The organism is Pseudomonas sp. ZL2 (genome assembly GCF_054788455.1).
This window is the reverse complement of sequence record NZ_JBGOGX010000034.1, coordinates 1-20,949: the sequence shown is the minus strand read 5'-3', so window position 1 is coordinate 20,949 and position 20,949 is coordinate 1. Positions and strand designations below refer to the sequence as shown.

Sequence of the window (20,949 nt, the reverse complement as noted above, 5' to 3'; positions counted from 1 at the left end):
GCTTTATTTCCGACGACAAGATCACTAGGGGCTTGTTCAATGTCTGCATCCCTCGCATTCGTCTTTCCCGGTCAAGGTTCGCAGTCCCTCGGCATGCTCGCCGAGCTGGGCGCCCAGTATCCGCTGGTCATTGATACCTTCCGTGAGGCCTCCGAGGCTCTGGGCTATGACCTCTGGGCGCTGACCCAGAACGGTCCGGAAGAGCAACTCAACCAAACCGACAAAACCCAGCCGGCCATCCTCACCGCTTCGATCGCCTTGTGGCGCCTGTGGCTGGCCGAGGGCGGCGCGCGCCCGGCATTCGTTTCCGGCCACAGCCTGGGCGAATACAGCGCCCTGGTTGCCGCTGGCAGCCTGAGCCTGGGTGACGCTGTGAAGCTGGTCAAGCGTCGCGGCGAACTCATGCAAGAGGCCGTTCCGGCCGGGCAGGGCGCCATGGCGGCAATTCTCGGCCTGGACGACGCTGTCGTCGTGGGTATCTGCGCTGAAGCTGCCCAGGGCGAAGTGGTCAGTGCGGTCAACTTCAACTCGCCTGGCCAGGTCGTGATCGCCGGTGTCAAGGCGGCCGTCGAGCGCGCCATGGAAGCCTGCAAGGCTGCCGGCGCCAAGCGTGCACTGCCGCTTCCGGTCAGCGTGCCGTCGCACTGTGAACTGATGCGCCCGGCTGCCGAGCGCTTTGCCGAGTCGGTCAATGCCATCGACTGGCAGGCCCCGCAGATCCCGCTGGTGCAGAACGTCAGTGCCGCCGTTGCGGCGGACCTCGACACCCTCAAGCGCGACCTGCTGGAGCAACTGTACAAGCCGGTGCGTTGGGTCGAGTGCGTGCAGACCCTGGCCGCCAATGGTGCGGTACAGCTGGTCGAGTGCGGCCCGGGCAAGGTTCTGGCCGGCCTGAACAAGCGCTGCGCCGACGGCGTCAACACCTCTAACCTCAATACCCCGGATGCTTTCGCCGCGACCCTCGCGGCGCAGGCCTGATTTAGGAGAAACTTGCATGAGCCTGCAAGGTAAAGTTGCCCTGGTTACCGGCGCCAGCCGTGGTATCGGCCAGGCTATCGCCCTGGAGCTGGGCCGTCTGGGCGCTACCGTGATCGGTACCGCCACCTCCGCTTCGGGCGCCGAGCGTATCGCCGCGACCCTCAAGGAGCACGGTGTCACCGGTACCGGCCTGGAACTGAACGTGACCAGCGACGAGTCGGTCACCGCCACCCTGGCCAAGATCCAGGAGCAGTTCGGCGCACCGACCATCCTGGTCAACAACGCTGGCATCACCCGCGACAACCTCATGCTGCGCATGAAGGACGACGAGTGGTTCGACGTCATCGACACCAACCTGAACAGCCTCTACCGTCTGTCCAAGGGCGTTCTGCGTGGCATGACCAAGGCGCGTTGGGGTCGTATCATCAGCATCGGCTCGGTGGTCGGTGCCATGGGTAACGTCGGCCAGGTCAACTATGCTGCTGCCAAGGCGGGCCTGGAAGGTTTCAGTCGCGCTCTGGCGCGTGAAGTCGGTTCGCGCGCGATTACCGTCAACTCGGTGACCCCGGGTTTCATCGACACTGACATGACTCGCGAGCTGCCTGAAGCTCAGCGTGAAGCCCTGCAGACCCAGATCCCTCTGGGACGTCTGGGCCAGGCTCAGGAAATCGCCAATGTGGTGGCTTTCCTGGCCTCTGAAGGTGCAGGCTATGTGACCGGCGCGACCATTCCGGTCAACGGCGGCATGTACATGTAAAATCGAATGTGACGGATTGCTTCAAAAAAATGTCATACGAGCTGTCTAAAATCCGTTATAAAGCTGCAATCAGATTCTAGTTGGTTGGCGGGTGTGGTCTTGTAAGGCGTGTTGCGCTTGAAAAGCAGACGTCTTTCTATACACTTACACACCGGCCAGCTGCCTGACATATGTCCATTAGGAGTGAAAACAAGGTATGAGCACCATCGAAGAACGCGTCAAGAAAATCGTCGCCGAGCAACTGGGCGTTAAAGAAGAAGAAGTAGTGAACACTGCTTCCTTCGTCGAAGATCTGGGTGCCGATTCCCTTGACACCGTTGAGCTGGTGATGGCTCTGGAAGAGGAATTCGAGACCGAAATCCCTGACGAAGAAGCCGAGAAGATCACTACTGTTCAAGCTGCTATCGACTACGTCACCAGCCACCAGGCCTAAGACGTTGTAGTCGTTGCTTCTTGTCATGGAAAAACCGCACTGCCTTCGCCGGCGTGCGGTTTTTTCTTTACAAGAGATGTAGTCAATTGAATAAGGAGAGTGCTGTGTCGCGTAGACGCGTCGTGGTCACCGGTATGGGTATGCTGTCGCCACTGGGTACGGATGTGCCGAGCAGTTGGCAGGGCATTCTGGCTGGCCGCAGTGGCATAGGTCTGATCGAGCATACTGACCTGTCTGCCTACTCCACCCGTTTTGGCGGCTCGGTAAAGGGCTTTGAAGTCGAGCAGTACCTGTCGGTCAAGGAAGCCCGCAAGCTCGATCTGTTCATCCAGTACGGCCTGGCAGCCGGTTTTCAGGCAGTGCGTAATGCCGGCCTGGAAGTGACCGATGCCAACCGCGAGCGCATTGGCGTGGCCATGGGCTCGGGTATCGGCGGCCTGACCAACATCGAAGAAACCAGCCGGACCTTGCATGATCAGGGCCCGCGGCGCATTTCGCCATTCTTCGTACCGGGTTCGATCATCAACATGATTTCTGGTTTCCTGTCGATCCATCTGGGTGTACAGGGGCCTAACTACGCTATTTCCACCGCTTGCACCACCGGTACCCACTGTATCGGCATGGCCGCGCGCAACATTGCCTTCGGTGAAGCCGACGTGATGATCGCCGGCGGTGCGGAAATGGCTGCCTGCGGTCTGGGCATGGGCGGTTTCGGTGCGTCGCGGGCGCTGTCGACCCGCAATGACGACCCGACCCGTGCCAGCCGTCCGTGGGACAAGGGCCGTGATGGCTTCGTCCTCGCCGACGGTGCCGGTGCGCTGGTACTCGAAGAGCTCGAGCACGCCAAGGCTCGCGGCGCGACCATCTATGCCGAGCTGGTTGGTTTCGGCATGAGTGGCGATGCCTACCACATGACCTCGCCGCCAGAAGATGGCAGCGGTGCTGCGCGCTGCATGGTCAACGCCCTGCGCGATGCCGGCCTGAACGCCAGTGACGTTGATTACATCAACGCACATGGCACGTCGACGCCAGCAGGCGATCTGGCAGAGTCCTCGGCGATCAAGTCGGTGTTCGGCGACCACGCCTACAAGCTGGCCGTCAGCTCGACCAAGTCGATGACCGGTCACCTGCTGGGTGCTGCCGGTGCTGTTGAGGCAATCTTCAGCGTGCTGTCGATCAACAGTCAGGTGGCGCCGCCGACCATCAACCTGGATGAGCCGAGCGAAGGTTGCGACCTCGACTTCGTGCCACACCAGGCGCGGACCATGCCGATCGAGGTGGTGCTGTCCAACTCCTTCGGTTTTGGTGGCACCAACGGCTCGCTGGTGTTCCGCCGGTTCGCCGGCTGATGCACAGCTGGGTCGATGGCCTGCCGGCAGATGCGCTAACGCTGCAAAGCCGGGGGCTGGCCTATGGCGATGGTCTGTTCGAGACCCTCGTCGTACGTGCCGGTCGGCCATCGTTGCTCGAGTACCACCTCGAGCGCCTGGCGCTGGGTTGCCAGCGCCTGGCGATCAGCGCCGATCACGGCCTGATTCGCGACGAGCTATGCCGTTACGCCAGCTTGCTGGGTGACGGCGTACTCAAGCTTATTGTTACCCGCGGCGACAGCCAGCGCGGCTATGCGCCGGCCGCTGGCGTGGCGCCACGGCGTATTCTCCAGGGCAATCCCTTGCCCGGTTATCCCGCACAACATGCCGAGCAGGGCGTTCGCCTGTTCGATTGCCAGACGCGCCTGGCCGAGCAGCCGTTGCTGGCTGGCCTGAAACACCTCAACCGCCTCGAGCAAGTGCTGGCCCGTGCCGAATGGCAGGATGCCGGGCATGCTGAAGGTTTGATGCGCGATGTTTCCGGGCGCATCATCGAAGGGGTGTATAGCAACCTGTTCCTGGTGCGCGACGGTCAGTTGCTGACCGCCGACCTGAGCCGCTGTGGCGTGGCCGGGGTGATGCGCGCAGCCTTGCTCGATCACGCCAGGGATGCCGCGATCCCCTTGCAGATAACCGACTTGAGCCTGCAGGACCTGCAGCAGGCCGACGAAGTATTCGTCTGCAACAGCGTCTATGGCATCTGGCCGGTGCAGGCTTTTACATCGCTGAACTGGCCGCCGGGGCCGCTCACCCGTAAACTGCAGGCCATTGCCCGTACGCTACTGGATACCTGATTTGTGAGACGTAAATTCTTGGTGCTGCTGGAGATCGGGTTGATCCTGGCCGGCCTGATGGCGGGCTATTCTGCCTGGAAGGTGAAGTCGGCGCTGGAGCAGACCCTGCACGTGTCCCAGGAGCAGTTGCTCGACGTGCCCACCGGTACTACTCCCAACCGCATGTTCTACCGTATGCAGAGCGACGGTGTGCTGGAAGACGCCTTCTGGCTGCGCCTGTACTGGCGCTTCAACATGGCTGGCGTACCCTTGCATACCGGCGAATACCGCATGACTCCGGGCATGACCGTGCGCGACCTGTTCGAGGTCTGGCGCCGTGGTGATGTAGTGCAGTACACCCTGACCCTGGTCGAGGGCTGGAATTTCCGCCAGGTACGTGCGGCGCTGGCCAGGCACGAGAAGATCAAGAAAACCATCGACGGCCTCAGCGACACCGAGGTCATGGACAAGCTCGGCCATCCGGGAGTATTCCCTGAAGGGCGCTTCTTCCCCGATACCTACCGCTTCGTGCGCGGCATGAGCGACGTCGAGTTCCTCCAGCAGGCCTACGCGCGCCTGGAAGAAGTGCTGGCCAAGGAATGGGCGGAGCGCTCCAGCGACGTGCCGTATCGCGATCCGTACCAGGCGCTGATCATGGCGTCGCTGGTCGAGAAGGAAACCGGCGTGCCTCAGGAGCGCGGGCAGATCGCCGGGGTGTTCGTGCGGCGCATGCGCATCGGCATGCTGCTGCAAACTGACCCGACGGTGATCTACGGCATGGGCGAGCGCTACAACGGCAAGATCACCCGCGCCGACCTGCGCGAACCGACTCCGTATAACACCTACACCAATGCCGGCCTGCCGCCGACGCCGATCGCCATGGTCGGTCGCGAAGCCATTCATGCCGCGCTGAACCCGACGCCGGGCAGCAGTTTGTACTTCGTCGCCCGTGGCGATGGCAGCCATGTGTTCTCCGATGATCTCGATGCGCACAATTCGGCGGTCCGCGAATACCAGATCAAGCGCCGCGCCGACTACCGTTCGAGCCCGGCACCTGTCACCGAACCTGAACCCGAGGTTGCACCGCAGACTCCGCAAACGCCGGAAGTCAGCCCTGTGCCTGTGCCTGCGCCTGAGCAACCGGCGCCGGCCAGCGAAGAAACCTCCCCGCAATGATCAACTGTAAGGACTGCCTGTGAGCGGCTTGTTTATCACCCTGGAAGGTCCCGAAGGCGCGGGCAAGAGCACCAATCGCGAGTACCTCGCCGAGCACCTGCGCGCCGCGGGCCTGGATGTCGTGCTGACCCGCGAGCCCGGCGGTACACCGCTGGCCGAGCGGATTCGCGAACTGCTGCTGGCGCCCAGTGACGAGAAAATGGATGCCGACACCGAGCTTCTGCTGGTGTTCGCCGCGCGTGCCCAGCACCTGGCCGAAGTGATTCGCCCGGCCCTGGCCCGGGGGGCGGTGGTCCTGTGTGACCGCTTTACCGATGCCACTTACGCCTATCAGGGCGGTGGCCGTGGCCTGTCGCTGGAGCGCATCGCCATGCTGGAGAGCTTCGTCCAGGGCGACCTGCGTCCGGACTTGACCCTGGTGTTCGACCTGCCGGTGGAAATCGGCTTGTCCCGCGCCGCCGCGCGCGGTCGCCTGGACCGTTTCGAGCAGGAAGGCCAGGCCTTCTTCGAAGCCGTGCGCCAGGCCTACCTGGCCCGGGCCAAGGCCGCGCCGCAGCAGTACCGGTTGATCGATGCCGCACTGCCGCTGGCGCAGGTCCAGCAATCGCTGGACGCCTTGCTGCCGCAAATCCTGGAGCGTTGCCGTGGCTGAGGCCTTCCCCTGGCAGCAGGCTTTGTGGCAGCAACTGGCCGGACGTACCCAGCATGCCCATGCCTACCTGCTGCATGGCCCGCAAGGCATCGGCAAGCGGGCCATGGCCGAACGCCTGATGGCGTTGCTGCTGTGCCAGCGTCCAGAAGGGTTGCAGGCTTGCGGGCAGTGCAAGTCGTGCCTGTTGCTCGCAGCAGGCAGCCACCCCGACAACTACGTGCTGGAGCCGGAGGAGGCCGACAAGCCGATCAAGGTCGACCAGGTTCGCGACCTGGTGTCCTTCGTGGTGCAGACGGCGCAGCTGGGCGGGCGCAAAGTGGTGTTGATCGAGCCGGCCGAGGCGATGAACGTCAATGCCGCCAACGCCCTGCTCAAAAGCCTTGAAGAGCCCTCGGGCAATACCGTTTTGCTCCTGGTCAGCCATCAGCCCAGCCGCTTGCTGCCGACCATCAAGAGCCGCTGCCAGCAGCAAGCCTGTCCGCTGCCGAGCCGCGAGCAAAGCCTGGCCTGGCTCGAGCAGGCCTTGCCCGACTGCGACGAGCAGGAGCGCCTGGAGTTGCTCAGCCTGGCCGCCGGCTCGCCTTTGGCGGCCGTCAGCCTGCAGGCCCAGGGTGTGCGCGAGCAGCGCGCGCTGGTGGTCGAGGGCGTGAAGAAGTTGCTCAAGCAGCAGCAATCGCCCAGCCAACTGGCCGAAGCCTGGAATGCCATTCCCTTGTTGCAACTGTTCGACTGGTTCTGCGACTGGTCCAGCCTGGTCCTGCGTTACCAGTTGACCCAGGACGAGGAGGGGTTAGGCTTGAGCGATATGCGCAAGGTGGTCCAGTACCTGGCGCAGAAGAGCAACCAGGGCAAGGTCCTGGAGATCCAGGACTGGATTCTGGCCCAGCGCCAGAAGGTGCTGGGCAAGGCCAACCTCAATCGAGTGCTGTTGCTCGAGGCGCTGCTGGCGTCCTGGGCGATGTTGCCGGGCCAGCGTTGAGCTGCGCCGTTCCTTCATTACTTTTCAGCGTTGTCATCCGCCCATGCTTGTAGATTCCCATTGCCACCTCGACCGTCTCGACCTCACTGCCCACCAGGGCTCCCTGGATGCGGCCCTGGATGCGGCTCGCGCGCGTGGCGTCGGCCACTTTCTGTGCATCGGCGTCAGTGCCGACAATGCTCAGGCGGTCAAGGACCTGAGCGAGCGCTACAGCGATGTCGACTGTTCGGTGGGTATTCACCCGCTGGACCTCACCCCTGATGGCGCGCCGCCGCTGGACTGGCTGCTCAAAGAGCTTCAGCACCCGCACGTGGTGGCCATCGGCGAAACCGGCCTGGACTATCACTACGAGCCAGAGGCTGCCCAGGTGCAGCAGGACTCGTTCCGCCTGCACCTGGAGGCAGCCAAGGTCACTGGCAAGCCGGTGATCATCCACACCCGTGCGGCGCGCGCCGACACCCTGACCTTGCTGCGTGAAGCGGATTTGAGTCAGGCCGGTGTGCTGCATTGTTTCACTGAAGACTGGGACATGGCCAAGGCGGCGCTGGATCTGGGCTATTACATCTCGCTGTCGGGCATTGTCACCTTCCGCAACGCCGATGCGTTGCGCGATGTGGCCCGGCAGGTGCCGGCCGATCGCCTGCTGGTCGAGACCGACTCGCCATACCTGGCGCCGATTCCTTATCGCGGCAAGGCCAACCTGCCGCAATACGTACGGGAAGTGGCGGAGTTCGTCGCGATGGTGCGCGGTGAGCGCTATGAGCAGCTGGCCGAGCAGACCACTGCCAACTTCAAGCGGTTGTTTCCGTTGGCGCGGGTGGCCTGAACGGCTCCTGCAGGTGGTAAAAATCGCAGACAAAAAAAACCCGGGTTCTGGGGGGTGAATCCGGGTTAAGACCATTAGGAGTAAAACAAAGGCGCGCGGTCCCTGAGCACCTTTATCGGCGCCACATGGGGGGATGCGCTGCGCCAACATCTGAAGTATTGGTCAGGATTGGCGCGCCGCCACCGGCCGCTGCTCGTTTTTTAAACAGATTTGGAATACGCCTGCCGCTGCTGAGCACTCATCGCTCTGCAATCTGCCGCACAATGGCCAGAGTTTCGTCGATTATCGACTTGGGTGTGTAGAAGTGCGGAGAAAATCGCACCCCGGGGCCCCGCGGAATGCATATCACCTGTTCCTGCTTGAGTCGCTGATAGATCTGCGCGTTTTCAACGCCATCCATGCTGAAGGAAACAATCCCCGAGCGGCGCGCCGGGTCCTGCGGGCTGTGTACGCGTACCCCGGGGATCGCCGCCAGGCCCTCGGTGAGCCACTGCGCCCGTTCCAGTAGCGCTGTCGCCACCTGTTCCATGCCCACTTCCTCGAGCAACGACAGGCTGGCCTCCAGTGCTGCAGCGCCGAGCATGTTCGGGCTGCCGCATTCAAAGCGCCGCGCGCTATGGGCCGGTTGCCATTCACTGCGTGTGTAGTCGCCCATGTGTTCGAGCATGTGCCAGCCGTACTCGCTGAGCTTGAGCAGCGGGCGCACCTCGGCGCGGCAATAGAACACCCCCAGGCCTTCCGGGCCGAGCATCCATTTATGCCCGTCAGCCATGGCAAAGTCGCACTGGTAGGCCTGGACGTCGAAGGGCAGGGCGCCCAATTGCTGGATGGCGTCGATGCAGAACAGCACTTCCCGGTCACGGCAGCCCTGACCCAAACGTGGCAAGTCCAGGCGCAGGCCGCTGGCGAATTGCACGGCGCTGATTGCCAGCAGGCGAACCTTGGGGCCGCAGGCGGCCAACAGATCGCCTTCCGGGTCGCTGCCCTTGAGGCTCACCTGGATGACGCTGACGCCTTTGTCGGCCAGGGCTTCCCAGACAATCCGGTTGGAGGGGAATTCTTCGTCGCTGATAACGATCTGGTCGCCGGCCTGCCAGTCGATACCGAAGGCAACGAAAGACAGCGCCTCGGAAGTGTTCTTGACCAGTGCGATGTCATCCGTCGACGGTGCATTCGTCAGGCGCATCAGGCGTTCACGTAAACGTTGCTCCATGGCCATCCAGTCCGGATAGTCCCTTGCGCCGAGCAAAACGTTCTCGCTGGCGAAGCGTGAAACCGCCTGGCTGGCGCGTTTCGGCCAGGGTGCCACGGCGGCATGGTTCAGATAGCGCAGGCCCGGCGCCTGTTCAAACTCATCAAGAAACATAGACATGGTTGGATGATCCGTGCATTTTGGCGCAAGTTAGGCATAATAACCGGCTTCGATTTTGATCCAGTCCTTCTTATGCAGAAAGAACCTCGTAAGGTCCGTGAGTTTCGTCGCCGTGAGCAAGAAATTCTCGATACCGCGCTCAAGCTGTTTCTCGAACAGGGTGAAGACAGCGTCACCGTCGAGATGATCGCTGATGCCGTCGGTATCGGCAAAGGCACGATCTACAAGCACTTCAAATCCAAGGCGGAGATCTACCTGCGCCTGATGCTCGACTACGAGCGCGATTTGAACGAACTGCTGCACTCTGCCGACGTCGACCGCGACAAGGAAGCCCTGTCGCGCGCCTACTTCGAATTCCGCATGCGTGATCCGCAGCGCTACCGCCTGTTCGACCGCCTCGAAGAGAAGGTGGTCAAGGGCAACCAGGTGCCGGAGATGGTCGAGGAGCTGCACAAGATCCGCGCCTCCAACTTCGACCGCCTGACCCTGCTGATCAAGGGCCGCATCAGCGAAGGCAAGCTCGAAGACGTGCCGCCGTACTTTCACTACTGCGCGGCCTGGGCGCTGGTGCATGGGGCCGTGGCGCTCTATCACTCGCCGTTCTGGAGCAATGTGCTGGAAGATCAGGAAGGCTTCTTCCAGTTCCTCATGGACATCGGCGTGCGCATGGGCAACAAGCGCAAGCGCGACACGGATACCGCCGGTAGCTGAGACATTCAGCCAAACCATGGCGCTACTGGGATCGGCTGCCGAGGAATATACTCAGGTATGAGGCTTGCAAAAACCTGATTTTTGAGTCAGGTTTTGCAGGCCCGATTCACCCATGCCGGAGTCACCCATGATCGTCGACCGCCAAGGCAGGCGTTTTCGCAATTTGCGTGTCAGCCTGACGGCTGCCTGCAACTACGCCTGTACCTATTGTGTGCCGGACGGCAAGCGTCTGGTGGCGGCCCAGGACGAGCTCTCGGCCGAGGCCATGGCTCGCGGCGTGGCTTACCTGGTGGAGGCCGCCGGTATCGAGCGGGTGCGTGTCACCGGCGGCGAGCCGCTGGTCAGTCCGAAGCTTGAAACTTTTCTCGGCTCAATCGCCACTCTGGGTCTGGATGAAATCAGCCTGACCACCAATGGTCAGTTGCTGGCGCGCAAGCTGCCCTTGCTGCGCGCGGCGGGTATCCGTCGCCTCAACGTTTCCCTCGACACCCTCGACCCGGACGCCTTCCGTCGTATTGCCCGTGGCGGCGACCTGGCCACTGTGCTCGACGGCATGAGCCAGGCCCGCGCTTGCGGCATGCAGATCAAGGTCAACATGGTGCCCTTGCGCGGGCAGAACTTCGATCAGGTCCTGCCGCTGCTCGAGTATTGCCTGGCCCACGGCTATGAGCTGCGCTTCATCGAGCTAATGCGCATGGGTCACCTGGCCCGCGACAGCAATGCCTTCCTGCAGCAGTTCGTCAGCCTCGAACACCTGCTGCAGATGATTGGCGAGCAATACGAGTATTTGCAGGCCAACGCACCGGTAGATGCCACCGCGTTGCGTTATCAGATCCCGGGCCAAGGCTATTTTGGCGTGATCGCCAACGAGAGCGTGCCGTTCTGCCGTACCTGTTCGCGCTTGCGCCTGTCGTCTACCGGCTGGCTGCACGGTTGTCTGTCGTCGAGCAACCGTCACTACATCGGCGACCTGCTCGATAAACCGCGTCATCAGGCCTTGCCGGCACTACAGGGCTTGCTGGTCAAAGCCCTTGGCGACAAGCAGCCGGTGGCATTTTCCGGTGGTGCGACGGTGATGAAGATCATTGGCGGCTAAGACTGGCGCAAAAGCTGCATCTGCCAGCTGTTCGCCGGTTTTCCGTCACCGGCCACTGGAGGATAGATGCGTAGCCTGGTTTTGCTGCTGGCGCTGACGGCGCTGGGCGGCTGCATGAATGTCAGCGATATGGGCGAGGGCGCCCGTTATCACATGAGCGATGCCGGTCTGCTCGATCACAGCGACACCCGCCGTTCACTGTCGGTGCGCCTGCAGCCTGATTCATTCATTTACATTGGCCAGGGTGCCTTCGTGCCACCGGGCAAGGGCCCGTATCCACGCCCCAATGTGGTGGCCGAACAAGCCTTCAATGGCTTTATCGAGTATTTCCCCATGGTCCGCCGTGCCCCGGCACCGCTAGGGCTGGAGCAGGCATTGATCGAGGCGCGCGAAGTCGGCGCGCATTATTTGCTGTACACCCGCTTTGCCCGAACTGACGATCGCATCGGCAATGGTGATGAGTGGTACGACGAGCAGGCGGTTGATCGGCTGGGCGTCGATACAGGCGTCGTGCAGCTGATGCTGATCGAAACCAGTACCCGATACCTGATCGACACCGCGCGCATCAAAAGCCGCGGCGGTTTGCTGACGTTCCACGACAACACGCCGGAAGATTTGCTCAGGCCGCCGCTTGAGGATTACGCTCGCAGTCTGTTGGGCATGAGTCGCTAAGGAGAGGTTGATGCAAGATTCCGGCAAGGCCAGTGATCTGCTGGCACAGATTCCCAAGGCAGAAAAGGGCCTGCCGCCCGTGCATCTGTGGAACCCGGAATTCTGCGGCGACATCGACATGCGCATTGCCCGCGACGGCACCTGGTACTACCTGGGTACGCCGATCGGACGCAAGCCGATGGTGCGGCTGTTCTCGACCATCATCCGCCGCGACGGTGACGACTACTTCCTGGTGACGCCGGTGGAGAAGGTTGGCATCAAGGTTGATGACGCGCCCTTTGTTGCTGTCAGTCTTGAAGTGCAGGGCGAGGGTGAGCAGCAGCTGCTGCGCTTTACCAGCAATGTCGACGATCAGGTCGAGGCCGGCCCCGAGCATCCGCTGCGCTTTGAAATCGATGCGCAAACCCAGGAGCCTTCGCCGTATGTGCACATGCGCAGCAACCTCGAAGCGCTGATCCATCGCAACGTCTTCTACCAGTTGGTCGAGCTGGCGGTGCCGCGGCAGATCGATGGCCAGCAATGGCTGGGCGTCTGGAGTGGCGGCAGCTTCTACCCTATCGGCCGGGCCGATTAGCCTCCGCGCATTGCCTGTGGCGCAACTTTTGTGCGCTCGGAAACGAAAAAACCTCCAGTGCTCAAGGCAACTGGAGGTTTTTCAGGTGTTTGGCTCCGCGACCAGGACTCGAACCTGGGACCCAATGATTAACAGTCATTTGCTCTACCGACTGAGCTATCGCGGAATCTGTGGCGTATCTTACTGATTGCTAAGGGGAAGTCAAGCCTCCCCTATGCAATTGAGTAATTTACAGGACCTCGACGATCGCCTTGGTCACCACATGGATGTTGCTTTGGTTCAGCGAGGCGACGCAGATGCGGCCGGTATCCAGAGCATAGATACCGAACTCGTTCTTCAGGCGGGCCACCTGCTCAACGGTCAGACCGGAGTAGGAGAACATGCCGCACTGGCGACCGACGAAGCTGAAGTCCTGCTTGGCGCCGTACTCGGCCAGCAGCTCGACCATCTGCTGGCGCATGCCGTGGATGCGCTGGCGCATCTCGGCCAGCTCGTCTTCCCACATCTTGCGCAGCTCTGGGCTGTTGAGCACGGTGGCGACGATGGTCGCGCCGTGGGTCGGCGGGTTGGAGTAGTTGGTGCGGATCACGCGCTTGACTTGCGACAGCACGCGCGTGGCCTCTTCCTTGGACTCGGTGACGATCGACAGGGCGCCAACGCGCTCGCCGTACAGCGAGAAGGATTTGGAGAACGAGCTGGACACGAAGAAGTTCAGGCCCGACTCGGCGAACAGGCGTACGGCGGCGGCGTCTTCAGTGATACCGGCGCCAAAGCCCTGGTAGGCCATGTCGAGGAACGGCACGTGGCCTTTGGCCTTGACCACTTCGAGGACGTTTTTCCAGTCTTCTGGGGTCAGGTCGACACCGGTCGGGTTGTGGCAGCAGGCGTGCAGCACAATGATCGAGCCGGATGGCAGGGCGTTGAGGTCTTCGAGCATGCCGCTGCGGTTGACGTCATGGGTGGCGGCGTCGTAGTAGCGGTAGTTCTGTACCGGGAAACCAGCGGTTTCGAACAGTGCGCGGTGGTTTTCCCAGCTCGGGTCGCTGATGGCGACGACGGCGTTCGGCGACAGCTGCTTGAGGAAGTCGGCACCGATCTTCAGGGCGCCGGTACCGCCGACGGCCTGGGTGGTGATCACCCGACCGGCGCTCAGCAGCGGCGACTCGGCACCGAACAGCAGCTTCTGCACGGCCTGGTCGTAAGCGACGATACCGTCGATCGGCAGGTAACCGCGGGAAGCGTGCTGGGCAGCGCGCTGGGTTTCGGCTTCGATCACTGCGCGCAGCAGTGGGATACGCCCTTCTTCGTTGCAGTAAACACCTACACCCAGGTTGACCTTGTTGCTACGGGTATCGGCGTTGAAAGCTTCGTTGAGGCCCAGAATGGGGTCGCGTGGTGCCAGCTCGACAGCGGAAAACAGGCTCATTTTTACCTTGGCTCTGAATGGAGAGTGGAAGAGGTCGCACGCTCCAGTCGCTTGCACTAGAGCGGTGCACAAACGGGGAGTCAGTATAGTGATACCGGTCGGTCACGGCGACAGTCTGTCGCAGCTTTTCCTGCTGTTTGGCCGAATATTTTTCGACCGTTAGTCGATTTGATCGGTCCATAGTCGGAAATGCCCACAACACTGAGTTGAAACTGGCGCTCCCGGCCCTAAATTCGGTATAACTACTGTCTATAAATACAGTTGTCCGCGCCAGCGATGAAACCATCGCGATCACACAGAGGTTTGTCATGTCCGAGTTCCAGCTCGTCACCCGTTTCCAGCCGGCCGGCGACCAGCCCGAGGCCATTCGCCTGATGGTCGAAGGAATCGAGGCGGGCCTTGCGCACCAGACCCTGCTCGGGGTGACCGGCTCGGGCAAGACCTTCAGCATCGCCAACGTGATCGCCCAGGTGCAGCGCCCAACGCTGGTGCTGGCGCCGAACAAGACCCTGGCGGCGCAGCTGTACGGCGAGTTCAAGTCGTTCTTCCCGAACAACTCCGTGGAATATTTCGTTTCCTATTACGACTACTACCAGCCCGAAGCCTATGTGCCGTCGTCCGATACCTTCATCGAGAAGGACGCCTCGATCAACGACCATATCGAGCAGATGCGCCTGTCGGCGACCAAGGCGCTGCTGGAGCGCCGTGACGCGATCATCGTCACCACCGTTTCCTGCATCTATGGCCTGGGCAGCCCGGAAACCTACCTGAAGATGGTCCTGCACGTGGACCGCGGCGACAAGCTCGACCAGCGCGCGCTGCTGCGTCGCCTGGCCGACCTGCAGTACACCCGCAACGAGATGGACTTTGCCCGCGCCACCTTCCGCGTGCGCGGTGACGTGATCGATATCTTCCCGGCCGAATCGGACCTGGAAGCCATCCGCATCGAGCTGTTCGACGACGAGGTGGAGAACATCGCCGCCTTCGATCCGCTGACCGGCGAAGTGATCCGCAAGCTGCCGCGCTTCACCTTCTACCCCAAGAGCCACTACGTGACCCCGCGCGAGACCCTGCTCGAGGCGGTGGACGGCATCAAGGAAGAACTGGCCCAGCGCCTTGAGTACCTGCACAAGAGCAACAAGCTGGTCGAAGCCCAGCGCCTGGAGCAACGCACCCGTTTCGACCTGGAGATGATCCTCGAGCTGGGCTACTGCAACGGCATCGAAAACTACTCGCGCTACCTCTCCGGGCGCCCGGCCGGTGCGCCGCCACCGACCCTCTACGACTACCTGCCGGACGACGCCCTGCTGGTGATCGACGAATCCCACGTCAGCGTTCCGCAGGTCGGCGCCATGTACAAGGGCGACCGCTCGCGCAAGGAAACCCTGGTCGAGTACGGCTTTCGCCTGCCCTCGGCGCTGGACAACCGGCCGATGCGTTTTGACGAGTGGGAAAACGTCAGCCCGCAGACCATCTTCGTCTCGGCGACCCCGGGCAACTACGAGGCTGAACACGCCGGCCGCGTGGTGGAACAGGTGGTACGCCCGACCGGCCTGGTCGACCCGCAGGTCGAGGTGCGCCCGGCCACCACCCAGGTCGATGATCTGCTGTCGGAGATTCGCAAGCGCGTGGCGGTGGAAGAGCGCGTGCTGGTCACCACCCTGACCAAGCGCATGGCCGAAGACCTCACCGACTACCTGGCCGATCACGACGTGCGCGTGCGTTACCTGCACTCGGACATCGACACCGTGGAGCGGGTCGAGATCATCCGCGACCTGCGCCTGGGTACTTTCGATGTGCTGGTGGGCATCAACCTGTTGCGTGAAGGCCTGGACATGCCCGAGGTGTCGCTGGTGGCAATCCTCGATGCCGACAAGGAAGGCTTCCTGCGTTCCGAGCGCTCGCTGATCCAGACCATCGGCCGCGCGGCGCGTAACCTCAATGGCCGGGCAATTTTGTACGCCGACAACATGACTGGCTCGATGCAGCGGGCGATTGGCGAGACCGAACGGCGCCGCGACAAGCAGATAGCCTTCAACGCCGCCAACGGCATCGTGCCCAAGGGCGTGGTCAAAGACATCACCGACATCATGGAAGGCGCCAACGTGCCCGGCTCGCGCAGCAAGAAGCGCAAGGGCATGGCCAAGGCGGCAGAGGAGAGCGCCCGTTACGAAGCCGAACTGCGCTCGCCGGGCGAGATCGCCAAGCGTATCAAGCAGCTGGAAGAGAAGATGTATCAGCTGGCGCGGGACCTGGAGTTCGAGGCAGCGGCGCAGTTGCGCGACGAGATTACCGCGTTGCGCGAGCGGATGATCACCGCCTGAGGGCCTTATCGCTGGCAAGCCAGCTCCCACATGGTCCTGTGAATGACATACCTGTGGGAGCTGGCTTGCCAGCGATGGCCTGCAAAGCAGGCCCAAAACGGGTCAGTGCGCTTCCCCCGCCTTCAACCCCTGGGGCAGTTTCCGCGTCATCACCACGGCCAGCATACTGATCGCCAAGCCGATGCCGACAAAATGGAAGGCGTCGTTATAGGCCATGATCATCGCCTGCTGGTGGGTGATTTCACTCAGCTTGCCCAGCGCCGCGCCATCGCTGCCCAAACGCTCCGCCAATTGCGCCAGGCGTTCTGCCACCTGCGGATTGCTCGGCACCACTGACTCGCGCAGGTAATCGAAATACACCTTGGTCCGCGCATCCAGCAGGGTTGCCAGCAAGGCGATCCCGATGGCACCACCCAGGTTGCGCAGGATGTTGAACAGGCTGGACGCCGAGCCGGCATCCTGGGGCTGGATATACGCCGTGGCAATCAACGAGATGGTCACCATGATCATCGGCTGGCCGAGGGCGCGGATGATCTGGATATGGTTGAACTGCTCGCCGGCAAAGTCCGGGTTGAGCACCCCGGAGCTGAAGCTGGCCAGGCCGAACAGGCCGAAACCCACGGTGCAGAGAATCTTCGGCGAGATCACCTTCATCAGCTGCGGTACCAGCGGAATCAGGAACAGCTGCGGAATACCCATCCACATGATCACTTCGCCGATCTGCAGGGCGTTGTAGTTCTGGATCTGCGCCAGGTACAGCGGCAGCAGGTAGATCGAACCGTACAGACCCACGCCCATCCCCAGGCTGGCGATACTCGACAGGCCAAAGTTGCGGTTGCCGAGGATGCGCAGGTTGATCAGCGGGTTGGGCTTGGAAAACTGCAGGATGACGAAGGCGATCAGGCTGAGCAGGGCGATGCTGCCCAGGGTGACGATCAGGCTCGACTCCAGCCAGTCCTTGCGGTGGCCCTCTTCGAGGAACACCTGCAGGCAGCCAAGGCCGACGCCGAGGGTAACAATGCCGGCATAGTCGGTGCTTTTCAGCAGTTCCCAGTGTGCTTCTTTCTTCTCCAGACCGTACAGCAAGCCGCCGATCATGATCAGCCCCGGCGGGATGTTGATATAGAAGATGTACTCCCAGCCCCAGTTCTCGGTCAGCCAACCCCCCAGGGTCGGGCCGATTGATGGCGCGAATGTGGCGGTCATGGCAAACATGGCCATGCCTTTGGCGCGGTGGTGTTCTGGTAGTTTGATCAGGGTCAGGGTGAAGGCCAGGGGGATCAGCGCGCCGCCGGTAAAACCCTGCATGGCGCGGAAGATGATCATGCTCTCCAGGTTCCAGGCCATGGAACACAACAGTGATGAGGCCAGAAAACCCAATGACACCCACACCGCCAGGCGTCGCGCCGAGAGCAGTTGCACCAGCCAGGCGGTGAGCGGGATCATGATGATCTCGGCCACCAGGTAGGAGGTGGAAATCCACGAGCCTTCCTCCAGGGTCGCCGACAGGGCGCCCTGGATGTCCTTGAGCGAGGAGTTGGTGATCTGGATGTCGAGCACCGCCATGAAGGCGCCGAGCATCACGCTCATTACCGCGATCCAGTCGCGCCGGCTGGGTTCGCCGGCGGGACGGATCAACGGGTCACCGGCCATGGTCGGCGCTGTCGCGGATGTCGACAGTAGCGGTAACCGACATGCCTGGGCGAATCTTGCCGTGCAGCGGGTTGTCGCTGGCGAAGGTCAGTTTCACCGGGATGCGCTGCACCACCTTGGTGAAGTTGCCGGTGGCGTTGTCCGGTGGCAGCAGGCTGAACTGCGCGCCGGAGGCGGCGAACAGGCTGTCGACTTGCGCTTCGATCGGTGTGTCCGGGTAGCTGTCGAACAGCAGCTCGGCTTTTTGCCCGGGCTGCATGTGGCCGATCTGGGTCTCCTTGAAGTTGGCCTGAATCCAGATGTCTTGATCGGGGACGATCGACAGCAGGTAAGCACCGGCCTGCACCACCTGGCCATTGCGCGCGGCGCGCTGGCCGATGATGCCGGTGATCGGTGCGTGGATTGCGCTGCGGGTCAGGTTCAGTTCGGCCTGGGCCAGATCGGCACGGGCGTTGACGATCTGCGCATCCAGGCGCTTGATCTCGGCGGTCAGGGCGTTGACCTGCTGGCGCTGACCTTGCAGGTCGGCCTGGGCCTTGCTCACCTGGGAGCGGGCGACGTGGTTCTCGGCCGACAGGGTAGTGACCCGTTCTTCGGAGACAAACCCTGGTTTGCGCAGCGCTTCGGCGCGGTTCAGGTCCAGTTGCGCGCGGCCGAGGGTGGCCTGGTTGGCGGCGACCTGGGCTTGCCCGGCGGCAATCAGGCTGGCTTGCTGGGTGAGCCGGCTTTCGGCCTGCAGGCGTTCGGCTTCACGGGTGTCGAGGGCAGCGCGGGCGCGCTCCACGGCCAGGCGGAAATCCTCCGGCTCCAGGCGCACCAGCAGGTCGCCCTTGGCCACGTGCTGGTTGTCCTGCACCAGCACTTCATCGATGCGCGCGCTCAGCTGGCTGGAAACCCGGGTAATTTCGCCCTGTACGTAGGCATTGTCGGTGCTTTCATAGAAGCGTCCCTTGAAATACCAATGGGCGAGAAAGGCGAGGGCAATCACTACAACCAGAGTGAGAAAAATCAGCAGGCGACGCTTGAGTTGGGCAGGCATGGGGATGATCGTTGCAAAAATGTAAGCAAATTTAACAGCGTTTGGATCCGTGCTTACAAGTGCCGATCGCGCCCATTGCTGGAGCCCGGTGCCCGCTCCCTGTTAACATCCAGCCTTTGTTTCATCTCTAGTTCGAGACTGTCCATGACCACCGTTCGCACGCGTATCGCGCCTTCGCCTACTGGCGATCCCCACGTCGGCACCGCTTACATCGCCTTGTTCAACTACTGCTTTGCCAAGCAGCACGGCGGCGAGTTCATCCTGCGTATCGAAGATACCGACCAGCTGCGCTCGACCCGCGAGTCGGAACAGCAGATCTTCGACGCCCTGCGCTGGCTCGGTATCGAGTGGAGCGAAGGTCCGGACGTCGGCGGCCCGCACGGCCCTTACCGGCAGAGCGAGCGGGGCGATATCTACAAGCAGTATGCCCAGCAGCTGGTCGACCTCGGTCACGCCTTCCCGTGCTTCTGCACCGCCGAAGAGCTGGACCAGATGCGTGCCGAACAGATGGCCCGTGGCGAAACCCCACGCTACGACGGTCGCGCCTTGCTGCTGTCGGCTGAAGAAGTACAGCGCCGCCTGGCCGCTGGCGAGCCGCACGTGATCCGCATGAAAGTGCCGAGCGAAGGCGTCTGCGTGGTCCCGGACATGCTCCGTAGCGACGTCGAGATCCCGTGGGACCGCATGGACATGCAGGTCTTGATGAAGACCGACGGCCTGCCGACCTACTTCCTGGCCAACGTCGTCGATGACCATCTGATGGGCATCACCCATGTGCTGCGCGGCGAAGAGTGGCTACCGTCGGCGCCCAAGCTGATCAAGCTGTACGAGTACTTCGGCTGGGAACAACCGACCCTGTGCTACATGCCGCTGCTGCGTAACCCGGACAAGAGCAAGCTGTCCAAGCGCAAGAACCCGACCTCGGTGACCTTCTACGAGCGCATGGGTTTCATGCCGGAAGCCATGCTCAACTACCTGGGCCGCATGGGCTGGTCGATGCCGGACGAGCGCGAGAAGTTCTCCCTGGCCGAGATGGTCGAGCACTTCGACCTGTCGCGCGTTTCCCTCGGCGGGCCGATCTTCGATATCGAGAAGCTGTCGTGGCTCAACGGCCAGTGGCTGCGCGAGCTGCCGGTGGAAGAATTCGCTGTACGCCTGCAGAAGTGGGCATTCAACAGCGACTACATGATGCAGATCGCGCCGCATGTGCAGGGCAGGGTAGAGACCTTCAGCCAGGTCGTACCGTTGGGGGGCTTCTTCTTTGAGGGTGGCCTCAAGCTCGATGCCAAGCTGTTCGAAAGCAAGAAGCTTTCGGCCGACCAGGTGCGCCAGGTCATCCAGCTGATCCTGTGGAAGCTCGAAAGCCTGCGTCAGTGGGAAAAAGACCGCATCACCGGATGCATCCAGGCGGTGGTCGAAGCCCTGGAGCTGAAGTTGCGTGATGCCATGCCGCTGATGTTTGCTGCGATTACCGGCCAGGCCAGCTCGGTCTCGGTGCTCGATGCCATGGAAATCCTTGGCCCGGACCTGACCCGCTACCGCCTGCGCCAGGCCCTGGACCTGCTCGGTGGTGTGTCGAAGAAAGAAAACAAGGAGTGGGAAAAGCTCCTGGGCACCATCGCCTGATTGCTTTCCTTCCCCTGTGGGAGCCGGCCTTGCCGGCGATGGCATCAGCGCGGTGCTCGTGATTGCGCGGTGTCTGCATCGCCGGCAAGGCCGGCTCTCATGGGGTTTCACCCCAGTAAAATCGGGGTGTTTCCCGGTTCTGGGCGGTAAGTGTTTGTTATCTCGGAAATTTTTTTTGAATTTTGTTGAAAATATATTTGACAGGTTCGCCATCCGATCTTAATATGCGCCCCGTCCACAGCGATGAACGAAAACGAAACGCGAAGCACCCAGCCAAGCGGTTCAGTTCAAAGCGACATTGTGGGGCTATAGCTCAGCTGGGAGAGCGCCTGCATGGCATGCAGGAGGTCAGCGGTTCGATCCCGCTTAGCTCCACCAAATTCCGATTCGTAGTCAGCTAGACTGACTGCGAAATCAACCGGGTTCCAGCGACCGGGTTGGTAAGGTAAGAAGGTTCGTCCCCTTCGTCTAGTGGCCTAGGACACCGCCCTTTCACGGCGGTAACAGGGGTT

Annotated in this window: 19 protein-coding genes and 2 tRNA genes; 16 read left to right on the top strand and 5 right to left on the bottom strand. The window is 62.0% G+C overall.

From position 1 onward, the window contains the following. Nucleotides 1–39 precede the first annotated feature (39 nt). The 9 genes from fabD (at nt 40) to ABM562_RS19845 (ending at nt 7,944) form a co-directional block, all read left to right on the top strand. Nucleotides 40–978 carry an ACP S-malonyltransferase gene (fabD, locus tag ABM562_RS19885; RefSeq protein WP_460423051.1) on the top strand — a complete coding sequence of 313 codons (939 nt, stop codon included), beginning with the start codon at nt 40–42 and terminating at the stop codon, nt 976–978. 16 nt (nt 979–994) lie between these two features. Further along, complete coding sequence (fabG, locus tag ABM562_RS19880; RefSeq protein ID WP_134061782.1) at nt 995–1,735, top strand: 3-oxoacyl-ACP reductase FabG; 741 nt, start codon at nt 995–997, stop codon at nt 1,733–1,735. A 196-nt stretch (nt 1,736–1,931) separates the two neighbouring features. Next, nucleotides 1,932–2,168 carry an acyl carrier protein gene (gene acpP / locus ABM562_RS19875; protein ID WP_003175607.1) on the top strand — a complete coding sequence of 79 codons (237 nt, stop codon included), beginning with the start codon at nt 1,932–1,934 and terminating at the stop codon, nt 2,166–2,168. A 104-nt stretch (nt 2,169–2,272) separates the two neighbouring features. Then, nucleotides 2,273–3,517, top strand: coding sequence for a beta-ketoacyl-ACP synthase II (gene fabF / locus ABM562_RS19870; RefSeq protein ID WP_115085927.1), 1,245 nt, complete (start codon nt 2,273–2,275; stop codon nt 3,515–3,517). Further along, the gene (pabC, locus tag ABM562_RS19865; RefSeq protein WP_115085928.1) at nt 3,517–4,332 is read left to right on the top strand and encodes an aminodeoxychorismate lyase; all 816 of its coding nucleotides are present in this window, start codon (nt 3,517–3,519) and stop codon (nt 4,330–4,332) included. Before fabF ends, pabC begins: the two co-directional genes overlap by 1 nt. A gap of 3 nt (nt 4,333–4,335) precedes the next feature. Further along, complete coding sequence (mltG, locus tag ABM562_RS19860) at nt 4,336–5,487, top strand: endolytic transglycosylase MltG (protein WP_244211888.1); 1,152 nt, start codon at nt 4,336–4,338, stop codon at nt 5,485–5,487. A gap of 19 nt (nt 5,488–5,506) precedes the next feature. Further along, complete coding sequence (tmk, locus tag ABM562_RS19855) at nt 5,507–6,139, top strand: dTMP kinase (protein WP_134061788.1); 633 nt, start codon at nt 5,507–5,509, stop codon at nt 6,137–6,139. Beyond that, nucleotides 6,132–7,118: a DNA polymerase III subunit delta' gene (locus ABM562_RS19850; RefSeq protein WP_115085931.1), complete on the top strand. Its 987-nt coding sequence runs from the start codon at nt 6,132–6,134 to the stop codon at nt 7,116–7,118. The genes tmk and ABM562_RS19850 overlap by 8 nt, the downstream gene beginning before the upstream one ends. 43 nt (nt 7,119–7,161) lie before the next feature. Next, nucleotides 7,162–7,944, top strand: a complete 783-nt coding sequence (locus tag ABM562_RS19845; protein ID WP_115085932.1) for a TatD family hydrolase — start codon at nt 7,162–7,164, stop codon at nt 7,942–7,944. Nucleotides 7,945–8,182: 238 nt separating this feature from the next. Here the strand turns inward: ABM562_RS19845 and ABM562_RS19840 are convergent, their stop codons facing one another. Beyond that, nucleotides 8,183–9,316 (bottom strand): aminotransferase class V-fold PLP-dependent enzyme, encoded by a 1,134-nt coding sequence (locus ABM562_RS19840; protein ID WP_115085933.1) that lies wholly within the window; start codon nt 9,314–9,316, stop codon nt 8,183–8,185. 72 nt (nt 9,317–9,388) lie between these two features. Between ABM562_RS19840 and ABM562_RS19835 the strand changes: the two genes are divergently transcribed. The 4 genes from ABM562_RS19835 to ABM562_RS19820 all read left to right on the top strand — a co-directional run bounded on the left by ABM562_RS19835 (nt 9,389) and on the right by ABM562_RS19820 (nt 12,369). After that, a complete protein-coding gene (locus tag ABM562_RS19835; RefSeq protein ID WP_115085934.1) occupies nt 9,389–10,027 on the top strand; it encodes a TetR/AcrR family transcriptional regulator in 639 nt (212 codons plus the stop codon). Between the two features lie 127 nt (nt 10,028–10,154). Then, nucleotides 10,155–11,123 (top strand): GTP 3',8-cyclase MoaA, encoded by a 969-nt coding sequence (locus tag ABM562_RS19830; RefSeq protein ID WP_115085935.1) that lies wholly within the window; start codon nt 10,155–10,157, stop codon nt 11,121–11,123. 66 nt (nt 11,124–11,189) lie between these two features. Continuing rightward, nucleotides 11,190–11,795: a DUF4823 domain-containing protein gene (locus ABM562_RS19825; RefSeq protein ID WP_115085936.1), complete on the top strand. Its 606-nt coding sequence runs from the start codon at nt 11,190–11,192 to the stop codon at nt 11,793–11,795. Between the two features lie 10 nt (nt 11,796–11,805). Then, nucleotides 11,806–12,369 carry a DUF1285 domain-containing protein gene (locus ABM562_RS19820; RefSeq protein WP_115085937.1) on the top strand — a complete coding sequence of 188 codons (564 nt, stop codon included), beginning with the start codon at nt 11,806–11,808 and terminating at the stop codon, nt 12,367–12,369. A 90-nt stretch (nt 12,370–12,459) separates the two neighbouring features. Here ABM562_RS19820 and ABM562_RS19815 read toward each other — a convergent pair. Continuing rightward, nucleotides 12,460–12,535, bottom strand: a tRNA-Asn gene (locus tag ABM562_RS19815). A 63-nt stretch (nt 12,536–12,598) separates the two neighbouring features. Next, nucleotides 12,599–13,795, bottom strand: coding sequence for an amino acid aminotransferase (locus ABM562_RS19810; RefSeq protein ID WP_115085938.1), 1,197 nt, complete (start codon nt 13,793–13,795; stop codon nt 12,599–12,601). 308 nt (nt 13,796–14,103) lie between these two features. Here ABM562_RS19810 and uvrB point away from each other — a divergent pair, with 308 nt between their 5' ends. Then, nucleotides 14,104–16,119 (top strand): excinuclease ABC subunit UvrB, encoded by a 2,016-nt coding sequence (gene uvrB, locus ABM562_RS19805; RefSeq protein ID WP_115085939.1) that lies wholly within the window; start codon nt 14,104–14,106, stop codon nt 16,117–16,119. A 102-nt stretch (nt 16,120–16,221) separates the two neighbouring features. Here the strand turns inward: uvrB and ABM562_RS19800 are convergent, their stop codons facing one another. Then, on the bottom strand, nt 16,222–17,772 hold the full coding sequence (locus tag ABM562_RS19800; RefSeq protein ID WP_115085940.1) for a DHA2 family efflux MFS transporter permease subunit: 1,551 nt from the start codon (nt 17,770–17,772) through the stop codon (nt 16,222–16,224). After that, complete coding sequence (locus tag ABM562_RS19795; RefSeq protein WP_134061798.1) at nt 17,762–18,811, bottom strand: HlyD family secretion protein; 1,050 nt, start codon at nt 18,809–18,811, stop codon at nt 17,762–17,764. The genes ABM562_RS19800 and ABM562_RS19795 overlap by 11 nt, the downstream gene beginning before the upstream one ends. A 144-nt stretch (nt 18,812–18,955) precedes the next feature. On the opposite strand from ABM562_RS19795, the gene gltX reads away from it, so the two are divergent. Both gltX and ABM562_RS19785 read left to right on the top strand, forming a co-directional pair. Continuing rightward, nucleotides 18,956–20,437 carry a glutamate--tRNA ligase gene (gltX, locus tag ABM562_RS19790; protein ID WP_460423045.1) on the top strand — a complete coding sequence of 494 codons (1,482 nt, stop codon included), beginning with the start codon at nt 18,956–18,958 and terminating at the stop codon, nt 20,435–20,437. 302 nt (nt 20,438–20,739) lie between these two features. Continuing rightward, nucleotides 20,740–20,815, top strand: a tRNA-Ala gene (locus ABM562_RS19785). Nucleotides 20,816–20,949: the final 134 nt, after the last annotated feature.

Bases quoted from the DNA above. Each gene is read 5' to 3' on its own strand.
- ABM562_RS19795 (WP_134061798.1), bottom strand. From the start codon at position 18,811: ATGCCTGCCCAACTCAAGCGTCGCCTGCTGATTTTTCTCACTCTGGTT.
- fabD (WP_460423051.1), top strand. From the start codon at position 40: ATGTCTGCATCCCTCGCATTCGTCTTTCCCGGTCAAGGTTCGCAGTCC.
- ABM562_RS19840 (WP_115085933.1), bottom strand. From the start codon at position 9,316: ATGTCTATGTTTCTTGATGAGTTTGAACAGGCGCCGGGCCTGCGCTAT.
- ABM562_RS19820 (WP_115085937.1), top strand. From the start codon at position 11,806: ATGCAAGATTCCGGCAAGGCCAGTGATCTGCTGGCACAGATTCCCAAG.
- ABM562_RS19830 (WP_115085935.1), top strand. From the start codon at position 10,155: ATGATCGTCGACCGCCAAGGCAGGCGTTTTCGCAATTTGCGTGTCAGC.
- gltX (WP_460423045.1), top strand. From the start codon at position 18,956: ATGACCACCGTTCGCACGCGTATCGCGCCTTCGCCTACTGGCGATCCC.
- ABM562_RS19825 (WP_115085936.1), top strand. From the start codon at position 11,190: ATGCGTAGCCTGGTTTTGCTGCTGGCGCTGACGGCGCTGGGCGGCTGC.
- acpP (WP_003175607.1), top strand. From the start codon at position 1,932: ATGAGCACCATCGAAGAACGCGTCAAGAAAATCGTCGCCGAGCAACTG.
- ABM562_RS19810 (WP_115085938.1), bottom strand. From the start codon at position 13,795: ATGAGCCTGTTTTCCGCTGTCGAGCTGGCACCACGCGACCCCATTCTG.
- ABM562_RS19800 (WP_115085940.1), bottom strand. From the start codon at position 17,772: ATGGCCGGTGACCCGTTGATCCGTCCCGCCGGCGAACCCAGCCGGCGC.
- uvrB (WP_115085939.1), top strand. From the start codon at position 14,104: ATGTCCGAGTTCCAGCTCGTCACCCGTTTCCAGCCGGCCGGCGACCAG.
- ABM562_RS19845 (WP_115085932.1), top strand. From the start codon at position 7,162: ATGCTTGTAGATTCCCATTGCCACCTCGACCGTCTCGACCTCACTGCC.
- ABM562_RS19835 (WP_115085934.1), top strand. From the start codon at position 9,389: ATGCAGAAAGAACCTCGTAAGGTCCGTGAGTTTCGTCGCCGTGAGCAA.
- fabG (WP_134061782.1), top strand. From the start codon at position 995: ATGAGCCTGCAAGGTAAAGTTGCCCTGGTTACCGGCGCCAGCCGTGGT.
- pabC (WP_115085928.1), top strand. From the start codon at position 3,517: ATGCACAGCTGGGTCGATGGCCTGCCGGCAGATGCGCTAACGCTGCAA.